Raw genomic sequence first — 17543 nt, 5'->3', positions numbered from 1 at the left:
CATCGATGACCCGCATCGCCACCATCCCGCTCCAGCGGACGCTGACCGACGCGGTCCAGAAGGCGCAGCAGCGGCTCGCGCAGACGCAGCTGCAGCTCAATTCGGGCAAGAAGGCGAAGGATCTCGCCGATCTCGGCAGCGCCGCGGTCCGCACTTTGTCCGCGCGCAGTGCGCTGTCGATGCAGGCGGCGCAGAGTGCGGCGACGACCCGGCTCGGCACGATCTTGTCGCTGTACGAGGCCAATATCACCGCGATCGACACGATCGCCGGCGACCTCCGGACACAGCTGATGACCGCGGTCGGCACCGGCGCGACGCCCGCGCTCGGCAGCGCGATCGAGAGCGCCTTCAGCCAGTTCCGCTCCGCGCTCAACGCGACCGATGGCAGCGAGCCGCTGTTCGCCGGCGCGCAGGGCGACGCGATCCCGTTCAAGCCCGCGACGCTGGCCGAGACCGCGGGCACGACGACGCAGGCCGCATTCGGCAATGACGACGTCCGCGCCTCGGCGTCGATCGGCGGCGGCGCGACGCTGACCTATGGCGTCACCGCGAGCGAGCTCGGCGATGGCGTGCTCGCCGCGTTCCGGACGCTGGCCGAAGCCGGACCGATCGGCGCCACCCCCAGCGCAGGCCAGGCCGCGGCGCTCAAGACCGCGATCGCGCAGCTTGACGCCGCCTTGCCGCAGGTCCGCGGGCTCAACGCCACCAACGGCCTTCGCCAGGCGCAGATCGAGACGCTCGGCGCGCGCGCGGCCGATCGCGCCGCGCTGCTCGAGAAGATCGTCTCGGACAATGAGGATGCGGATTACGGCCAGATCTCGATGGACCTGATGCAGCGCAAGACGATGCTCGAGGCGAGCTATTCGGTGTTCGGCAAGGTCGCCGGGCTCAGCCTCGTCGCTTATCTGCGCTGACGTCCACGGTCCGGGCATCCGGCGCCGCAGCGGTTGCGCCTGCTGCCCGCGCGAATTACGGCGGGCTTTTCCCGTTCGGTCCGGAGACCTCCCCTTGAGCACGCCTACCTATGACGTCGTCGCGATCGGCAATGCCATCGTCGACATTCTGAGCACCGCCGACGACGCCTTCATCGCCGAGATCGGTGTCGCCAAGGGCTCGATGCAGCTGATGTTCTCGTCGGAAGAAGCCGATGCGCTCTACGCCAAGATGGGGCCGGGCATGGAAATCTCGGGCGGGTCGGCCGCCAACACCGTCGCCGGCGTCGCGGCGCTCGGCGGCAAGTGCGGTTTCATCGGCCAGGTCGCCGACGACCAGCTCGGCCAGGTCTTCGCGCATGACGTGCGCAGCATCGGCATCGAGTTCGCGACCCCGGTCCGCGCCGGCGACCCGACCACCGGCCGCTGCCTGATCTTCGTGACGCCCGATGGCCAGCGGACGATGAACACCTTCCTCGGCGCAGGGCAGTTCCTCCCCGCCGCGGCGATCGACACCGCGATGATCGCCGACAGCGCGATCCTGTATCTCGAGGGCTATCTCTGGGATCCCGAAGAGCCGCGCGCCGCAATGCGCGCCGCGATCGATTGCGCGCGTGGCGCCGGCCGCAAGGTCGCGTTCACGCTCAGCGACGTGTTCTGCATCTCGCGCCACGGCGGCGATTTCCGCCAGCTGCTGTCGGACGGGCTGATCGACATCCTGTTCGCCAATGAGAGCGAGCTCGCGGCGCTTGCCGAGACCGAGGATTTCGACGCGGCGGTCGCGAAGATCTCGGCCCAGGTCCCGACGCTGGTCGTCACCCGCGGCGAACACGGTGCCTGCGCGATCCAGACCGGCACGCGCGCCGAAGTGAAGGCCGAGCCGATCGCCAAGGTCGTCGACACGACCGGTGCGGGCGACCTGTTCGCGGCGGGCTTCCTCCACGGCCAGGCACAGGGCCACGACCTCCACGCCTCGCTCAAGCTCGGTGCGGTCTGCGCAGCCGAGATCATCAGCCATGTCGGCGCCCGCCCGATGGTCGACATGAAGGCGCTCGCCGCCAAGCATATCGGCTGACGAACCGAACCGTCATTCCCGCGCAGGCGAGAACCCATACTGGCGGGCCGCGCGATAGACTCGCAAACGCTGGAGGAAAGGGATCCCCGCCTTCGCGGGGATGACGGTCCGGCAGCAGGCACAAAAAAAGGGCCGCGGGAGTTTCCTCCCGCGGCCCTTTTGCTGCGTCCCGTCTCAGTGGCTGCCCGGGGGCGCCATGTCGATCGGCTCGCCGCCATCGGCCATGCCGCGCCCGAGATAGCTCTTGCGGTAGCCATAGAGGAAATAGATCACGAGGCCGACCGCGCCCCAGATCGGCAGCACCGCCATCGCCTCGTAGGGAAGCGAGAAGTACAGCCCGATGCAGCCGACGATCGTCAGCGGCGCGACGATCCAGGCCGCCGGCGTGCGGAACGGACGGTGCCGGTTCGGCTCGCGCTTGCGCAGGATCAGCAGTGCGATCGCGACCATCATGAACGCGTAGAGCGTGCCCGCATTGGCGATGTCCGCGAGCTGCCCGACCGGCAGGAACGCGGCGGCGAACGCGACGAACACGCCGGTGATCGCGGTGACGATATGCGGCGTCTTCCACTTCGGATGCACGCGGCTCAGCACTTCGGGCAGCAGGCCGTCGCGGCTCATCACGAAGAAGATGCGCGTCTGGCCGAACATCAGGATCAGGATCACCGACGGCAGCGCGAGACCGGCGGCATAGCCCATCCAGTTGCCGACATTGGCATAGCCGACCTGACGCAGGACATGCGCCAGCGCCTCGTTCGAACAGACCAGCGCCTGCGCGTTGGCGGGGATCAGGCAGGCGCGGGCGAGCTCGGCCGACCCGGTGGTGAACGGCACGCCGTCGGCGCCGAACAGCGGCTGTCCGCCGATCGTGCCGATCGCGCCCGCTGCGACCAGCATGTAGAACACGGTGCAGATGCCGAGCGAGGCGATCAACCCGATCGGCACGTTGCGCTGCGGATCCTTGGTCTCCTCGGCCGCGGTCGAGACCGCGTCGAAGCCGACATAGGCGAAGAAGATCGTCGCCGCCGCGCCGACCACGCCCAGCCCGTTGCTGCCGAGGATGCCGGTGGGGAGGAACGGCTCGAAATTGCTGCCATGCGTCTTGGGCAGCGTCAGCGCGACGAACGCGGTCAGCGCGACGACCTTGATCGTCACCAGCACCGCGTTGACGCGCGCGCTCTCGGTCGTGCCGATCATCAGCAGCCAGGTGATCAGCAGCGAGATGACGACCGCGGGCAGGTTGATGAACCCGCCCGGCATGTACGGCCCGTGCGACAGCCAGGTCGGGAGTGTTATCCCGAACGTCTCGTGCAATATCGAGCCCGCGAAATAGCCGGACCAGCCGACCGACACGGCGCTCGCGGCCACCGCATATTCGAGGATCAGCGCCCAGCCGACCGTCCAGGCGAGCAGCTCGCCCATGACCGAATAGGTGTAGGTATAGGCGGAGCCCGCGACCGGGGCCATCGCCGCGATCTCGGCATAGCAGAGCGCGGCGACGACGCAGACCGCGCCGGCGACGACGAAGCTCAGGATCATGCCCGGCCCGGCCTTCTGCGCGGCGGCGGAGGTCAGCACGAAGATACCCGTGCCGATCACGCAACCGATGCCGAGCATGGTTAGCTGGAACGCGCCCAGCGATCGGTGGAGCGATTTCTTCTCCGCCGTCGCCAGAATGGCGTCCAGTGACTTAACGCGACCAAAAATCAATTCGGTTCCCCCCGGGGGTTGTGAGGGCCGGTTCACTGGCCCCCTTGCTCAAGCCGGGAAGCCTAATGGCAATTTTATTACGCGCAATCCTTTAGTGGCGGAAAGCCGCGCTATCCGGCCAGCATCGGGCCAAGCGGACGCCCGCCGAAGACATGAACGTGCAGATGCGGCACCTCCTGATGCCCGTGCTGGCCGATGTTCGCGAGCAGGCGATAGCCCGGCTCGACCAGCCCCGCGGCGCGCGCGACCGTCCCGACCGCGCGGATGAACCCGGCGATCTCCGCATCGCCCGCACGCGCGGAGAAATCGTCCCACGAGACATAGGCGCCCTTGGGGATCACCAGCAGATGCGTCGGCGCCTGCGGATTGATGTCGTGGAACGCGATCGCGAAGTCGTCGTCATAGACGCGGTTCGACGGAATCTCGCCGCGCAGGATCTTCGCGAAGATGTTCTGGTCGTCATAAGGCTGGGTGGCGTCGATCGGCATGGGGCTTGCTCCTTTCGGGGCATCCTACCAACCTTCGTCATCCCCGCGAAGGCGGGGATCCATATCCTCGGCGGATCGCGATCCATCCGCGTGGCCAGCCAGTCCGGGTTCCCGCCTCCGCGGGAATGACGGAGGTGGCGGATCAGGCAGTCCGCGCAGCCTTCTCGACCAACCCGCCGACCCCTTCACGGCGCTCAAGCTCGGCCCGCACATCGTCGAGGCTCAGCCCCGCGTCGGCCAGCAGCACCGCGAGATGGAACATCAGGTCGGCGGCCTCGGGGACGATGCTCGCCTCGTCGCCCGAACAGGCCGCGATCACCGTCTCGACCGCTTCCTCGCCGAGCTTCTGCGCGATCTTGGGGCGGCCGCGCGCGAACAGGCTGGCGGTGTAGGAGGTGTCGGCGGGCGAATCGCGACGCGCGCGGATGGTCGCCTCCAGGCGGTCGAAAACGGGGTCTGCCATGCCGCGCGTGCTGACGCAGGCGCGCGGGCGGGTCAATCCTTTGCGCGCGGCGGCCGCTTCAGGAACCGCTTGCGTAGCGCGCGGCGGACCAGCCAGACGCCGATCGCGGCGACCGCGAACAGCGCGATGTCCGACGTCTCGGGGCCGGTGCGCGGATGCACCACGCCGCTATGCCCCGACTGCACCGCGACCAGCGGCAGCGTCGCCATGCCGGTCAGGCCGACCGCAAGGGGGTCCGCACCGGGATCCCCGCAGCCGCCAGCGCGGCGTGCGCGTCGCCGATCGACGCCTGGCCGAAATGGAAGATCGATGCGGCCAGCACCGCGCTCGCATGCCCGTCGCGGATCCCGGCGACCAGATCGTCGAGTCCGCCGACCCCGCCGCTCGCCACGACCGGCACCGCCACGCGGTCGGCGATCGCGCGGATCAGGTCGAGGTCATAGCCGCTGCGCGTGCCGTCGCGGTCCATCGAGGTGACGAGCAGTTCCCCGGCGCCGAGCTCGGCGAGCCTCACCGCATGCGCGATCGCGTCGATCCCGGTCGCGCGCCGGCCGCCATGCGTGAACACCTCCCAGCCTTCGCCCGAGCGCCGCGCATCGACGCTCGCGACGCAGCACTGGCTGCCGAAACGTTCGGCGATATCGGCGACGAGCTCCGGCCGCTCGACCGCGGCGGAATTGACCGCGACCTTGTCCGCGCCCGCCAGCAACAGCGCGCGCGCATCGTCCGCGGTCCGCACGCCGCCGCCGACCGTCAGCGGCATGAAGCACACCGCCGCGGTCCGCCGCACGACGTCGAGGATCGTGCCCCGGCCCTCATGGCTCGCGCCGATGTCGAGGAAGCACAATTCGTCCGCGCCGGCGGCGTCATAGGCACGCGCCTGCTCGACCGGATCGCCCGCGTCGCGCAGCTCGACGAAGTTCACGCCCTTCACGACGCGGCCATCGGCGACGTCGAGACACGGGATGACTCGGGCGCGGACGGTCATGCGGGGTCTCGAAGAAGGGGTTCACGCGGAGACGCGGAGACGCGGAGACGCGGCGAAGCCGCTAAGATTGATTCACGCGAAGGCGCAAAGGCGCGAAGAGAAAGCAGACTTCCTCCTCTGCCTTTCTCGCTCTTCGCGCCTTCGCGCCTTCGCGTGAACCCATATCTGCCTGCGGCGCCAAAAGACTCTCCGCGTCTCCGCGTCTCCGCGTGAACCCTCATGCCGCCTTCGCCACGCTCAACGCCGCCGCGAGATCGAGCCGCCCGTCGTACAACGCCCGCCCCGTGATCACGCCCTCGACCCCATCACGCACATGCAAGGCGAGAACGTGGATCTCGGCGATCCCCTTGACCCCGCCGCTCGCGATCACCGGAATGTCGACCGATCGCGCAAGGTCGACCGTCGCCTCGACGTTGCAGCCCTTCAGCATCCCGTCGCGCCCGACATCGGTGAACAGCAGCGACGCCACCCCCGCATCCTCGAACCGCCGCGCGAGATCGACCGCGCTGGTGGTCGAGACGTCGGCCCAGCCCTTGGTCGCGACCATGCCGTCCTTCGCATCGACCGCGACGACGATGCCGCCGGGGAAATCCTTCGCCACGCCGCGCACGAAGTCGGGATCCTCGAGCGCCGCGGTGCCGATCACGACCCGCGACACGCCCAGATCGAACCAGCCCTCGACATTGGCACGCGTGCGGATCCCGCCGCCAAGCTGCACATGCCCCGGAAACTGCGAAACGATCGCGCGCACCGCGTCGCCATTGACCGAAGCCCCTGCAAACGCGCCGTCGAGATCGACGACGTGCAGATGCTCGGCGCCTGCGTTCGCGAACAGCATCGCCTGCGCCGCGGGATCGTCGCCATAGACGGTCGCGCGGTCCATATCGCCCTCGGCGAGGCGGACGACCTGCCCGGCCTTGAGGTCGATCGCGGGGAAAACGATAAGGCTCACGGCCGCCACTCCAGAAAACGTTCGAGCAAGGCCAGACCGTAGCGCTGGCTCTTCTCAGGATGAAATTGCACGCCGATCATCGTGTCGCGACCAATCGCCGCGGTGACGGGACCGGCGTGATTGGTAGTTGCGAGCACGTCGGCGCCTTCAAACGCGAAGCTGTGCAGGAAATACGCCTCGCCCGGTTCGATCAGCGGATGCGCGGTGGCCGGCACGACGTCGTTCCAGCCCATATGCGGCACCTTCGCGTCCATCGTCCCCGGCTCGAGCCGCCGCACGCGCCCTGGCACCCAGCCGAGCCCGGCATGCGTCCCCATCTCCTCGCCCGCGTCCGCCATCAGCTGCATGCCGACGCAGATGCCGAGGAACGGAGCGCCCTCGTCGCGCACGCGCCGGTTCAGCGCCTCGACCATCCCCGGCACCGCGCGCAACGCCGCCGCGCACGCCCCGTAAGCGCCGACGCCGGGCAGCACGATCCGCTCGGCCTTCGCGACGACGTCCGCATCGGCGGTAACGATCAGGTCGCTACAGCCCGCGGTGCGCAGCGCGTTCTCGACCGAATGCAGGTTCCCCGCGCCGTAATCGATCAGCGCGAGCGTCACAGCATCCCCTTGGTCGACGGGATCGCGTCGGCCTTGCGCGGGTCGATCTCGATCGCGGTGCGCAGCGCGCGCGCGACGCCCTTGAACGCGGCCTCGGCGATATGGTGGTTGTTGGTGCCGTACAGCGTCTCGACGTGCAGCGTGATGCCCGCGGCCTGCGCGAAGCTGTGGAAGAAATGCTCGAACATCTCGGTGTCCATGCCGCCCAGCCGCGTCTGCGAGAACAGGTCCTTCCAGACGAGCCAGGGCCGCCCGGAAATGTCGAGCGCAACCCGCGTGAGAGTCTCGTCCATCGGCGACAGCGCGTCGCCGTAGCGCGTGATGCCCCGCTTGTCGCCGAGCGCCTGCGCGAACGCCTGGCCGATCGCGATGCCGGTATCCTCGACGGTGTGATGCTCGTCGATATGCAGGTCGCCCTTGGTGCGGACGTGCAAGTCGATCAGCGAATGGCGCGAGAGCTGTTCGAGCATGTGATCGAAGAAGCCGACGCCGGTCTCGACGTCGTAAACGCCGGTCCCGTCGAGGTTGATGGTGACGTCGATCGCCGTCTCGGCGGTGGAGCGGGAAATCGTGGCGGTGCGCATGCCACCTCCCATAACGTGCGCCACGACGCATGCAATCTTGACCGCCATCCGAATACCGCTACCCAAGGGGAATGAGCGATGGACTGCCCGATAGCCTGATTCCGTACGACGAGATCGTGCAAGAAGCCCTGCGTGCCGTCGTCGGCCGCGTGCTCGGTTCCGTGTCGGAGGCCGGCGGGCTTCCCGGCGAGCATCATTTCTATATCACCTTCAAGACGCAGGCGCCCGGCGTCGACATCCCCAAGCGGCTGATCGAACGCTTCCCGGACGAGATGACGATCGTCATGCAGAACCGCTACTGGGACCTCGTCGTCGACGACGAGCGCTTCTCGATCGGCCTGTCGTTCAACCAGGTCCCGTCGAAGCTGGTCATCCCCTATTCGGCGATCACCGCATTCCAGGATCCCGCGGTCAGCTTCGAACTGCGCTTCCAGGCGCAGGAAGGCGCAGACGAGTCGCTCGGCGAGCATGACCCGGCCGAGAATGACGGCCCGACCGCGGTGCCGATCGAAGACGGCTCGAACGTCGTCGCCGTGGATTTCAAGCGGAAGAAATGAGCTGGAGCGAGGCGATCAGGCAAAGCTGATCGCCGGTCGCACAGCGACGCGAACGGCCGGCCGACGCGCACCGCGCGGTCGACGACATGGGATTTACTCCCATGTCGGCCTTCTGCTCTACGCCGCCATACCGGAACAAGCCCGGCATGACGGCGTAGGTAGGTTATGACCAACACCCGCACAGAAACCGACTCGATCGGCCCGATCCAAGTCCCCGCCCAGGCCTATTGGGGCGCGCAGACCGAGCGATCGGTCGAGAATTTCCCGTTCGGTACCCGCGAACGCATGCCGATCGAGATCGTCCACGCCCTCGCGCTCGTCAAACAGGCCGCCGCCCGCGTAAACCGCACGCACGGCCTCGACGCCACAATCGCCGACGCGATCGACGCCGCCGCGCAGGAAGTCATCGACGGCACGCTCGACGACCAGTTCCCGCTTGTCATCTGGCAGACCGGCAGCGGCACCCAGTCGAACATGAACGTCAACGAGGTGATCGCCGGCCGCGCCAACGAGCTGCTCACCGGAACGCGCGGCGGCAAGTCGCCGGTCCATCCCAACGACCATGTCAACATGAGCCAGTCGTCGAACGACAGCTTCCCGACCGCGCTCCACATCGCCGCCTCGCTCGCCGTGACGCGCCGGCTCTTTCCCGCGCTCGACCGGCTGCGGACCGCGCTGCAGGCGAAGGCGGATGCGTGGGACGACATCGTCAAGATCGGCCGCACGCACCTGCAGGACGCGACCCCGCTGACGCTCGGGCAGGAATTCGGCGCCTATGCCAATCAGGTCTATCGCTGTGGCCGCCGGATCGAGCCGGGCGTCACCAACGGCACCAACCGGCTCGCGCAGGGCGGCACCGCGGTCGGCACCGGGCTCAACGCGCCCAGGGGGTTCGCCGCGGATTTCTGCAAGGCGGTCTCCGACCTGACCGGCCATCCGTTCATCCCCGCCGAGAACAGCTTCGAGGCGCTCGCCTCGAACGACCCGCTCGTCCATCTGTCGGGCACGCTCAACACGCTCGCGGTCGCGCTGACCAAGATCGCCAACGACATCCGCCTGCTGGGCAGCGGCCCGCGCTGCGGCTTCGGCGAGATCGACCTGCCCGCCAACGAGCCCGGCAGCTCGATCATGCCCGGCAAGGTCAACCCCACCCAGTGTGAGATGCTGACGATGGTCGCCGGCCAGGTGATGGGCAACCACGTCGCGGCCACGATCGGCGGGATGCAGGGGCATCTCGAACTGAACGTCTTCAAGCCGCTGATCGGCGCGAACGTGCTCCGCTCGATCGACCTGCTCGCGACCGCGATGGAGGGTTTCGCGGAGCGCTGCGTCGACGGCATCGAACCCAATCGCGACCGCATCGCCGACCTGCTCGACCGCTCGCTGATGCTCGTCACCGCGCTCGCCCCCGAGATCGGCTATGACGCGGCCGCGAAGATCGCCAAGCACGCGCATGCCGAGGGACTGACGCTGAAAGAGGCGGGCCTCGCACTCGGGCTGGTCGATGCGGAGACCTTCGACCGAGTCGTGCGGCCCGAGTCGATGCTCGGCCGCTAACCGACCCACCCCGTCATCCTGACGAAAGTCAGGATCCAGGATTACTCAGCGAGACGATCGTGGCTCTGGGTCCTGACTTTCGTCAGGATGACGGATGGTGGTGAGGCGGGGAACCCAAACGCGGTTCGCGCGCTAACCCGCCACACGCGAAGGAGAAATTACGTGGGCGCAACGACCATAGGCGCGCTGATCGGCGCAGGCATCGACTCGCTCAGCGGCGATGACGGCAATGCGGACGGCGCGATTATCGGTGCGGTCACCGCCAACGTGCTCAAGATCGTCGTGCCGCTGGCCGTGACCTACGCGATCGGCTGGGCGGTGCTGCGCGGTGCAGCGGAACTCAAGGACCAGGTTTTCGGAGAGGTTAAGTCATGATCGGGCGTATTATCAGTGCATTGGTTGGCCGCGAAATGGGCCGTCGCGACGGTTCGGGCGGCGCATCTGGCGCGGTCAAGGGCGTGGTCGCGATGAGCGTGCTGCGTCGCATGGGGCCGCTCGGCATGATCCTCGGCGGAGGCTATGCGGCCAAGAAGGCCTATGACCGCAACCGGGCGCGCAAGTCGGGCTACTGATCCGCCGCCAGAATGACACGCGCGGGCTGTGCATGGGTTGACGCCCATGCGCAGTCCGCGGCAAGGGCGCGCATGCCCCACACACTTCCGTCCGACCCGCATGGTTTTCGTCGCCGCGGCGTTCTGTTCGTCCTGTCCTCGCCATCGGGCGCCGGCAAGTCGACGATCGCGCGCCGATTGCTCGCCGACGAGCATGAGCTGGAGATGTCGGTCTCGGTGACGACCCGTGCGATGCGACCGGGCGAAGTCGACGGCAAGGACTATCATTTCACCGATCTCGAGGGCTTTCGCGACATGGTCGCGAAGGACGAGTTCCTCGAATGGGCGCATGTCTTCAACCATCGCTACGGCACCCCGCGCGCGCAGGTCGAGGAGATGCTCGCCGCCGGCAAGGACGTGCTGTTCGACATCGACTGGCAGGGCGCGCAGCAGCTGTTCCAGATCGCGGGCGGCGACGTCGTCCGCGTCTTCATCTTCCCGCCGTCGATGGAGGAACTCCACCGCCGCCTCACCAGCCGCGGCACCGACTCGACCGAAGTGATCGACGCGCGCATGTCGCGCGCCGCGAACGAGGTCAGCCACTGGGACGGCTATGATTACGTCCTGGTCAATGACGACGTCGACAGCTGCATCCGCGGCGTGAAGACGATCCTCGCCGCCGAACGCCTCAAGCGCTCGCGCCAGACCGGCCTGATCGGCTTCATCCGCCGCCTGACGCGCTGACCCCCCGTCATCCTGGATCGGGTCCAGGATGACGAAAGCCTACAGCATCGCCAGAAACGCGACGCCGCGCGCGAATTCTTGGCGCTTGAGCTCGCGCAGCTGCGCCGCCTGCCAGTCCTCGCCCCACATCTCGATCGACCAGTCCTCGTCGATCCCCGCCGCCGCCCAGGCCGCATCGCCGTCGATCTCTCCCTCGACCAGCGCCAGCCCGATCACCAGCGACCCCGTCAGCGTGACGACCGGCGACAGCCCGGCGAGGTGGAAATCGTCATGCGCCGCGACCGCCTCGTGCAGCCGCGCGATCGTCGCGGGGGCCTGTGCGACGTGCATCACCCCCGCCGTCACCGCGAACGTCACGTCGTACCGCGCACGCGCCCAGTCGAGCAGCGGGTCCCAGCGTGCCGCCTGCCGCTCGACCAGCGGCGGCGGCCCGTCCGCGCGGTAGCAGAGCAGGTCGCTCTCGCCATAGGCTGCTAGCCGTGCGGCGAACTGCGCCGGATCGTTCGCGATCGGATCGGTCGCGGCGTTGGCAAGGCCGGTCAGCGGCATCGTCCGCGGATCGATCGTCTCGCCGACGCTGCGCCATTCCTCCGCCACCGCCTGCGCGAGCGCATCGGTCGGCAGCGCGAGCGGCCGACGCCCGGGCGTGCGGACCGGCTTGCCGTCGAGCGTCACCACGCGATCCGCATCGATCGCGACGTCTGTCCAGAATCTCTTCATGCGTCCTGTCCGGTCATTCGGTGGGCGTGCGCCAGCGCTGCGCCAGGCTGCGCGGCACGATCGCGATCATCGCCATCGCCGACAGCACGATCGCGGTGCCGAGGATCTTCGGCCCCCAGCTATAGGCGCGCGCGATCAGCACCAGTCCGAGCACCGCGCCCGCCACCCCGGCAAGTCGCACGCCGACCAGCACGAACCAGCGCCGCTGCGCCAGGCGATCGGCCTCCGTCACGATGCGCTCACCAGATGATGCAGCGCCGGCACCGTCTCGGCGACGACGTCCGCGCCGGCCTCCGCCAGCTCGTCGACCGCGTGATAGCCCCAGGTGACGCCGACCGCGCGTGCGCCCGCCGCGCGTGCCATCGCCATGTCATAGCTCGTATCGCCGATCATCGCGGTCGTGGCGGGGGTCGCGCCCGCCTCCCTGATCGCCGCGAACAGCATCGCCGGGTCGGGTTTGGAGGGATGCCGGTCCGCGGTCTGCAGCGTCACGAACCGGTCGGCGATGCCGTGCGCGGCGAGGACATGCGCGAGCCCGCGGTCCGACTTGCCCGTTGCGACGCCCAGCCTCCAGCCATCGTCGGCGAGCGTCGCCAGCACGTCGGCGATCCCCTCGAACAGCGGCTCCTCGATCAGCTCGCCGCTCGTCCGCATCGCATGGAAGGCTGCCTTGTAGTCGGTCGCGAGCGTGCGGTGCAGCGCCTCGTCGCCCTGCGGCACCAGGATCTGCATCGCCTCGACCAGGCTGAGCCCGACGATCCGCCGAATCGCGGCGCGCGGCGGCGGGACGAGCCCGGCCGTCTCGAACGCCCGCTCGCACGCGACGCAGATATTCGCCTGACTGTCGACGAGCGTCCCGTCGCAATCGAACACGGCGAGGCGGATCATGAGATTTTCCAGCGCATCCCCGTCTCGTAGATCAGCCGGGCGAACGAGGGAACGCCAAACCGGAACGCGCATCGTCATGTTCCCCCGCAAAGGCGGGGGACTGACGTTAAGCAGAGCTGCCGATCATGCCCCCTGGACCCCCGCCCCCGCGGGGGAACGGGCAGGGGGCACCACCACCACCACCACCCCGGCGAAGGCCGGGGTCCAGTTGGGGGACGTTGCTGACGAAGCGCAGCACCCGATTACTGCAACCTCCCCAACTGGACCCCCGCCCCCGCGGGGGAACGGGAGGGCACCCAACAATCACCACCACCCCGGCGAAGGCCGGGGCCCAGTTGGGGGACGGTGCTAACGGCGCACAGCACCCGGCTACTGCAACCTCCCCAACTGGACCCCGGCCTTCGCCGGGGTGGTAGTGGATATGGGCGAGACCACCCCGCTAGATTACCGCGACCCCGGCCCACTCCTAGGCCCACTCGGCTTCCCCCCCGGACGACCGCGGCCACCAGGCTTGCCACCCTCGACCCGCGGCCCACTCCTGGGCGCGCCGAACTTCGACCCCGCGCCGGTCCGCGAACCACCCGTCTTCGGCCCCGCAGGCTTGCCCGCTGTTGTCTTCTCCTCGACCACACCGCGCCCGCGCCGTTCGCCGCGGCGCTCCTTGCGCACCGACTTCGCATGCGCCCGCGCGCGCGACTTGATCTCCTCGCGCGACGGCGCGGTCTTCTCGTCGAGCACCAGCGCGTCGCCGAGCGACTCCTCGAAGCCCAGCTGCTTCAGGCTTTCCGCGAAATGCGTCGGCAGTTCGGCGGTCACGTCGATCGACCCGCCATCGGGATGGTCCACCTTGATGCGGCGCGCATGGAGATGCATCTTGCGCGAGATCCCGCCGGTCAGGAACGCCGCCGCGCCGCCATATTTGCCGTCGCCGACGATCGGATGGCCGATCGCCGCCATGTGGACGCGCAGCTGGTGGGTGCGGCCGGTAAAGGGCTGCAGCTCGACCCAGGCGGCGCGGTTGCCCGCGCGCTCGATCACGCGGTACCGGGTCCGCGCGGGCGCGCCCTCGGCCTCGTCGACATGCATCTTCTCGCCGCCGGTGCCGGGCTGCTTGCCGATCGGCAGCTCGATCATGCCGTCCTCGATCGACGGCACGTCGACCACCAGCGCCCAATAGACTTTTCGCGCGGTGCGGCCCGAAAACGCCTTGGCGAAGAACGCCGCTGCGCGCGACGTCCGCGCCACCAGCAGCGCGCCCGACGTATCCTTGTCGAGCCGGTGGACCAGCTTCGGCCGGCCCTCATTGTCATACTGGAGCCCATCGAGCAGCCCGTCGACATGCTGCGTCGTCTTGGTGCCGCCCTGCGTCGCCAGACCCGGCGGCTTGTTCAGCACGAACGCCTGGAAATCCTTGTGGATGACCATCGCCTGCGCGGCTTCGGTCTCCTCGTCCGACAGGATCACCCGCTCGCGCACGCGCCGCGGCGCGTCGACGTCGGCGGTGGCCTTGTCCGCCTCGGGCGGTGGCACGCGCAGCATCTGGCCCGCCGCGATCCGGTCGCCCGGCGTCGCACGCGCGCCGTCGACGCGCAGCTGGCCGGTCCGCGCCCACATCGCCACCGTCGTGAAGCTCGTCTCGGGCAGGTGCCGTTTGAACCACCGGTCCAGCCGGATGCCATCATCGTCGAACCCGACGTTGAACTCGCGGAAATTCGTATCGCTATCGTGTTTGCCCGCAGTCATGCGACGGCCCTTACTGCGGAGAGACCCGCGAACAACGCGGCGATCGAACCGATCACCGACACCAGAACATAGCCGAGCGCGAGGCCCGGCGCGCCACGCTCGATCATCGTGACGACGTCGAGCGAGAAGGAGGAAAAGGTCGTGAACCCGCCGAGCACGCCGACGCCCAGCAGCAGCCGCCAGCCTTCGGGCGCCGAATGGCGCGCAAGCACGCCGACCAGCACGCCCATCAGCAGCCCGCCGACAAGGTTCACCGCCAGCGTGCCGAACGGATAGCCGGCACCGAGCAGCGCGGTCATCGCGCGCCCGGTCAGATAGCGCGCGCCGGATCCGACCGCGCCACCGACCATGACATAGAGAAGGGGAGACATGCCCGCGCCCTAGCGCGAATCGCGGAAAACGGAAAGCCGCGCTTGACGGGCATGCGCGGCGCTTGCCCGCAGACCTGGTCGCGGTGTTCAGCGCCCGGCGTTGGAGACCAGATCGACGTCGCTGACGCCACCCATGCGCGGCGTGACATACACCTTATAGGCATCGCCGCCGCGCAGCCCGCCGAGCACGTGCCGCCGGCCGTCGCTGCGGTGGTCGGCCGAATAGCCCGCGTCGGCGGTGCGCGTATAATAGAAGTCGAGCAGCCGCTGCGGCGTCGCCCGACTCGAAAAATGCACGACGCGCAGCCGGCAGCCGGCCTGGTCGGAACCCGCCGCCTCCGTCAGCTGCGCATCGGGATAGAGCGGCAGGTCGGCGGGCAGGCGATTCGCCCACAGCGCGGAATAGCCGATCGTCCGCGCGCACGCCGCCGCGTTGGGAAACGTCTGCCGCTCGGCCAGCGCGCCCAGCGTCAGCGCCGCGTCGGCCGTGCGGCAGGCGGGACAGTCGCCGCCAGCGGCGGGCGCGCGCTTCAGCGTACGCGGATCGACCGTATCGGCGCGGCGGCCCGCTTCCTCGCTCGGCATCGCTCCGCCCATCGGTTCGGGTGGCGGGCGGATCGCGTCGTCGTTCGACGACTGGGTCAGCGTCGGGTCGACCATGATCTGACCCGCGAGCGCGGCGTTCAGCGCCGGGTCGCCCGCATTGCCGGTGCCAGGGTCCGCCTCCAGGTTCGTCGGGTCCTGCTGATCGACCGCGGGCTCGCCGCACGCGATCAGCGCGAGCGGCAGGGCAAGCGCGAGGGCGGGCAGGCGGATCATGCGGGCGGAACGGGTCATCACCCGCCATCAATGCCGGAACGCGGATGAAGAAAGCGTTGTCGCGGTATGCGCGACCGGCCGGCCCGCGATCTTGCCTGCGACCTGCCGAGACGCCATGTTTGGGTCATGCTCAACCTCGTCTCGATCCTCATCGGCCTCGTCACCCTCGCACTGGGTCTCGTCGCCTTCTTCCCGCTGCTCGGCTGGATGAACTGGCTGGTCATCCCGATCGGCATCGTCGGCGCTGCGGTGGGTGCACTGTCGTCGAGCAATGCCGGGCGCAATCTGAACATCGTGCTGATCATCATCTTCACGCTGCGGCTGATGCTCGGCGGCGGCATCATCTGATCACAGGAGTCTTGGGGTCAGCGGCAGCGGATCCGGCCGCGATCGACCGACCGGCCGGGCAGCGCGCCGCCGCGCGTATCGACCAGCGTGCCGATCAGCCGTGACTCACCGCGTGCGATGACGTTGCCGAGCACGCCGCCGGCCAGCCCGCCGGTGATCAGCCCGGTCGTCCCGTCCTCGCGGCGGCAATAATAGCGGCCATCGGCGCCGCGATACAGCCGATCCGCCCGGCTCAGCCGGCGCACCGCATAATAGCGGCCATCGCGAAAATACCGGTCCGCGAAATAGCCGCGCTGCCCCGGTTCGGGGCGATCATGATCATAGGCGCGGTACCGCTGCCAGTCGCCGGCGTCGCGTCGTGCGCCACCGGCGATCGTCTGTGCACCGGCCGCGGCGGCACCGGCGACCCCCGCCTCGAGCCCCGCACCGAGCAGGACGAGGGCGACGGTCGCGGCGATCCGCATGCCGGCGCGTCGATCAGGCAAGTGTGTGGTCGAGCGTGATGTCGGCGTTCAGCACCTTCGACACCGGGCAGTTCGCCTTGGCATCCGCCGCGATCGTCGCGAACTCGTCGGCCGAGATGCCCTCGACCTTCGCATTCAGCGTCAGCGCCGACTTGGTGATCTTGAACCCGTCGCCATCCTTGTCGAGCGTCACCTTCGCGCTCGTCTCGAGCGTACCCGCCTCATAGCCCTTGGCCGCGAGCGCGAAGCTCAGCGCCATGGTGAAGCAGCTCGCATGCGCGGCGGCGATCAGTTCTTCGGGGTTGGTGCCGGGCTCGTTCTCGAACCGCGTGTTGAAGCCGTAAGGCGAGTCGGACAGGACGCCCGACTGCGTCGAGACATGGCCCTTGCCGCTCTTGCCGAGGCCTTCATAGCTGGCCGAACCGCTGCGTGTCGTCATTTTCGGATCCTTCGAAACATGAAAAAGGGCGCCGCGGTTTCCCGCGACGCCCTCCTTCAACGCATCAGTCCGCAATGCGGTGCGTGGTTTAGCGGCAACGACGATTATTGTTGCTCGTGCCCTTGTCGATCGCGCGACCGGCCAGGCCACCCAGGACCGCGCCGCCGAGCGTGCCGACCGTGCGGTCGCCGCGCGTGTCGACCGTGCGGCCGAGGAGCGCGCCACCGACGCCGCCGATGATCGTGCCGGTCGTGCCGTTGCTCTTCTTGCAATAGGTCCGGCCGTCGCGACCGCGCCATTCGCGCTTGCCGCGCTGCGCATCCGCTGCCGAGATCGGCACCGCGAGCGTCGGCACGACGAGGGCGGTCGCGCTGAGTGCCATGATCAACTTACGCATAAAATCTACTCCCGTTTGTAATGATCTGTGTCCGTAACGGCCGGCGTTTACCCCCGGTTGCATGAACCCAAAACAACGTCGCGTTCATCTTCGCTCCGGGCATCCTGGGTCGTGCAGGCACAGCAATCTGTCCCCGTTATCCACAGCAAGT

Annotated in this window: 25 protein-coding genes; 8 read left to right on the top strand and 17 right to left on the bottom strand. The window is 68.5% G+C overall.

All coding sequences use genetic code 11. The features are described from left to right. Positions 1–5: 5 nt before the first annotated feature. Together NEF64_RS18140 and NEF64_RS18135 are read left to right on the top strand one after the other, a co-directional pair. A complete protein-coding gene (locus NEF64_RS18140; protein WP_252574376.1) occupies positions 6–914 on the top strand; it encodes a flagellin in 909 nt (302 codons plus the stop codon). A gap of 94 nt (positions 915–1008) precedes the next feature. Beyond that, positions 1009–2007, top strand: coding sequence for an adenosine kinase (locus NEF64_RS18135; RefSeq protein WP_056408828.1), 999 nt, complete (start codon positions 1009–1011; stop codon positions 2005–2007). A 174-nt stretch (positions 2008–2181) separates the two neighbouring features. On the opposite strand, the gene NEF64_RS18130 is transcribed toward NEF64_RS18135, so the two are convergent. From NEF64_RS18130 to hisB, 8 genes are all read right to left on the bottom strand, one after another. After that, the gene (locus tag NEF64_RS18130; protein WP_056408830.1) at positions 2182–3717 is read right to left on the bottom strand and encodes an amino acid permease; all 1536 of its coding nucleotides are present in this window, start codon (positions 3715–3717) and stop codon (positions 2182–2184) included. Between the two features lie 110 nt (positions 3718–3827). Continuing rightward, positions 3828–4205, bottom strand: a complete 378-nt coding sequence (locus NEF64_RS18125; RefSeq protein ID WP_056408832.1) for a histidine triad nucleotide-binding protein — start codon at positions 4203–4205, stop codon at positions 3828–3830. Between the two features lie 142 nt (positions 4206–4347). Then, on the bottom strand, positions 4348–4668 hold the full coding sequence (locus tag NEF64_RS18120; RefSeq protein ID WP_056408834.1) for a phosphoribosyl-ATP diphosphatase: 321 nt from the start codon (positions 4666–4668) through the stop codon (positions 4348–4350). A 32-nt stretch (positions 4669–4700) separates the two neighbouring features. After that, positions 4701–4877 (bottom strand): hypothetical protein, encoded by a 177-nt coding sequence (locus NEF64_RS18115; RefSeq protein WP_183936834.1) that lies wholly within the window; start codon positions 4875–4877, stop codon positions 4701–4703. Positions 4878–4882: 5 nt separating this feature from the next. Beyond that, on the bottom strand, positions 4883–5656 hold the full coding sequence (gene hisF / locus NEF64_RS18110; protein ID WP_056408835.1) for an imidazole glycerol phosphate synthase subunit HisF: 774 nt from the start codon (positions 5654–5656) through the stop codon (positions 4883–4885). A gap of 217 nt (positions 5657–5873) precedes the next feature. Beyond that, on the bottom strand, positions 5874–6608 hold the full coding sequence (gene hisA, locus NEF64_RS18105) for a 1-(5-phosphoribosyl)-5-[(5-phosphoribosylamino)methylideneamino]imidazole-4-carboxamide isomerase (protein ID WP_056409225.1): 735 nt from the start codon (positions 6606–6608) through the stop codon (positions 5874–5876). Then, positions 6605–7210, bottom strand: coding sequence for an imidazole glycerol phosphate synthase subunit HisH (gene hisH / locus NEF64_RS18100; protein ID WP_056408837.1), 606 nt, complete (start codon positions 7208–7210; stop codon positions 6605–6607). Before hisH ends, hisA begins: the two co-directional genes overlap by 4 nt. Beyond that, on the bottom strand, positions 7207–7794 hold the full coding sequence (gene hisB / locus NEF64_RS18095) for an imidazoleglycerol-phosphate dehydratase HisB (RefSeq protein WP_056408839.1): 588 nt from the start codon (positions 7792–7794) through the stop codon (positions 7207–7209). The genes hisH and hisB overlap by 4 nt, the downstream gene beginning before the upstream one ends. 71 nt (positions 7795–7865) lie before the next feature. On the opposite strand from hisB, the gene NEF64_RS18090 reads away from it, so the two are divergent. The 5 genes from NEF64_RS18090 (at position 7866) to gmk (ending at position 11203) form a co-directional block, all read left to right on the top strand. Next, complete coding sequence (locus tag NEF64_RS18090; RefSeq protein ID WP_031394376.1) at positions 7866–8351, top strand: SspB family protein; 486 nt, start codon at positions 7866–7868, stop codon at positions 8349–8351. A 165-nt stretch (positions 8352–8516) separates the two neighbouring features. Beyond that, positions 8517–9908 (top strand): class II fumarate hydratase, encoded by a 1392-nt coding sequence (gene fumC, locus NEF64_RS18085; protein WP_056408841.1) that lies wholly within the window; start codon positions 8517–8519, stop codon positions 9906–9908. A 162-nt stretch (positions 9909–10070) separates the two neighbouring features. Next, on the top strand, positions 10071–10283 hold the full coding sequence (locus NEF64_RS18080) for a hypothetical protein (protein ID WP_037530644.1): 213 nt from the start codon (positions 10071–10073) through the stop codon (positions 10281–10283). Beyond that, positions 10280–10480, top strand: coding sequence for a hypothetical protein (locus tag NEF64_RS18075; RefSeq protein WP_031394373.1), 201 nt, complete (start codon positions 10280–10282; stop codon positions 10478–10480). Before NEF64_RS18080 ends, NEF64_RS18075 begins: the two co-directional genes overlap by 4 nt. Before the next feature lie 72 nt (positions 10481–10552). Beyond that, the gene (gene gmk, locus NEF64_RS18070) at positions 10553–11203 is read left to right on the top strand and encodes a guanylate kinase (protein WP_031394372.1); all 651 of its coding nucleotides are present in this window, start codon (positions 10553–10555) and stop codon (positions 11201–11203) included. Positions 11204–11242: 39 nt separating this feature from the next. Here the strand turns inward: gmk and NEF64_RS18065 are convergent, their stop codons facing one another. From NEF64_RS18065 to NEF64_RS18040, 6 genes are all read right to left on the bottom strand, one after another. Next, positions 11243–11923, bottom strand: coding sequence for an ATP12 family chaperone protein (locus NEF64_RS18065; protein ID WP_056408843.1), 681 nt, complete (start codon positions 11921–11923; stop codon positions 11243–11245). A gap of 13 nt (positions 11924–11936) precedes the next feature. Continuing rightward, complete coding sequence (locus NEF64_RS18060; RefSeq protein ID WP_037532554.1) at positions 11937–12155, bottom strand: hypothetical protein; 219 nt, start codon at positions 12153–12155, stop codon at positions 11937–11939. Next, positions 12152–12811 carry an HAD-IA family hydrolase gene (locus NEF64_RS18055; RefSeq protein WP_056408846.1) on the bottom strand — a complete coding sequence of 220 codons (660 nt, stop codon included), beginning with the start codon at positions 12809–12811 and terminating at the stop codon, positions 12152–12154. The genes NEF64_RS18060 and NEF64_RS18055 overlap by 4 nt, the downstream gene beginning before the upstream one ends. A gap of 444 nt (positions 12812–13255) precedes the next feature. Continuing rightward, a complete protein-coding gene (locus tag NEF64_RS18050; RefSeq protein ID WP_056408848.1) occupies positions 13256–14554 on the bottom strand; it encodes an RluA family pseudouridine synthase in 1299 nt (432 codons plus the stop codon). Further along, entirely contained in the window at positions 14551–14925 is a 375-nt protein-coding gene (gene crcB / locus NEF64_RS18045) for a fluoride efflux transporter CrcB (protein WP_031441014.1), read from the bottom strand. Before crcB ends, NEF64_RS18050 begins: the two co-directional genes overlap by 4 nt. An 87-nt stretch (positions 14926–15012) precedes the next feature. Beyond that, entirely contained in the window at positions 15013–15762 is a 750-nt protein-coding gene (locus NEF64_RS18040) for a hypothetical protein (protein ID WP_156360466.1), read from the bottom strand. 108 nt (positions 15763–15870) lie between these two features. On the opposite strand from NEF64_RS18040, the gene NEF64_RS18035 reads away from it, so the two are divergent. Continuing rightward, positions 15871–16092, top strand: a complete 222-nt coding sequence (locus NEF64_RS18035) for a hypothetical protein (RefSeq protein ID WP_031395999.1) — start codon at positions 15871–15873, stop codon at positions 16090–16092. 17 nt (positions 16093–16109) lie between these two features. On the opposite strand, the gene NEF64_RS18030 is transcribed toward NEF64_RS18035, so the two are convergent. The 3 genes from NEF64_RS18030 to NEF64_RS18020 all read right to left on the bottom strand — a co-directional run bounded on the left by NEF64_RS18030 (position 16110) and on the right by NEF64_RS18020 (position 17392). Beyond that, the gene (locus NEF64_RS18030; protein WP_252574374.1) at positions 16110–16577 is read right to left on the bottom strand and encodes a hypothetical protein; all 468 of its coding nucleotides are present in this window, start codon (positions 16575–16577) and stop codon (positions 16110–16112) included. Then, the gene (locus NEF64_RS18025; protein WP_031395930.1) at positions 16570–16995 is read right to left on the bottom strand and encodes an OsmC family protein; all 426 of its coding nucleotides are present in this window, start codon (positions 16993–16995) and stop codon (positions 16570–16572) included. Before NEF64_RS18025 ends, NEF64_RS18030 begins: the two co-directional genes overlap by 8 nt. An 88-nt stretch (positions 16996–17083) precedes the next feature. Further along, positions 17084–17392, bottom strand: a complete 309-nt coding sequence (locus tag NEF64_RS18020) for a glycine zipper 2TM domain-containing protein (protein ID WP_056408853.1) — start codon at positions 17390–17392, stop codon at positions 17084–17086. Positions 17393–17543 lie beyond the last annotated feature (151 nt).

This window comes from Sphingomonas aerolata (assembly GCF_023935825.1).
In the GTDB taxonomy this organism is placed as follows: Bacteria; Pseudomonadota; Alphaproteobacteria; order Sphingomonadales; family Sphingomonadaceae; genus Sphingomonas; species Sphingomonas aerolata.
The sequence above is the reverse complement of the archived record's forward strand: the minus strand, read 5'-3'. Positions and strand labels throughout refer to the sequence as shown.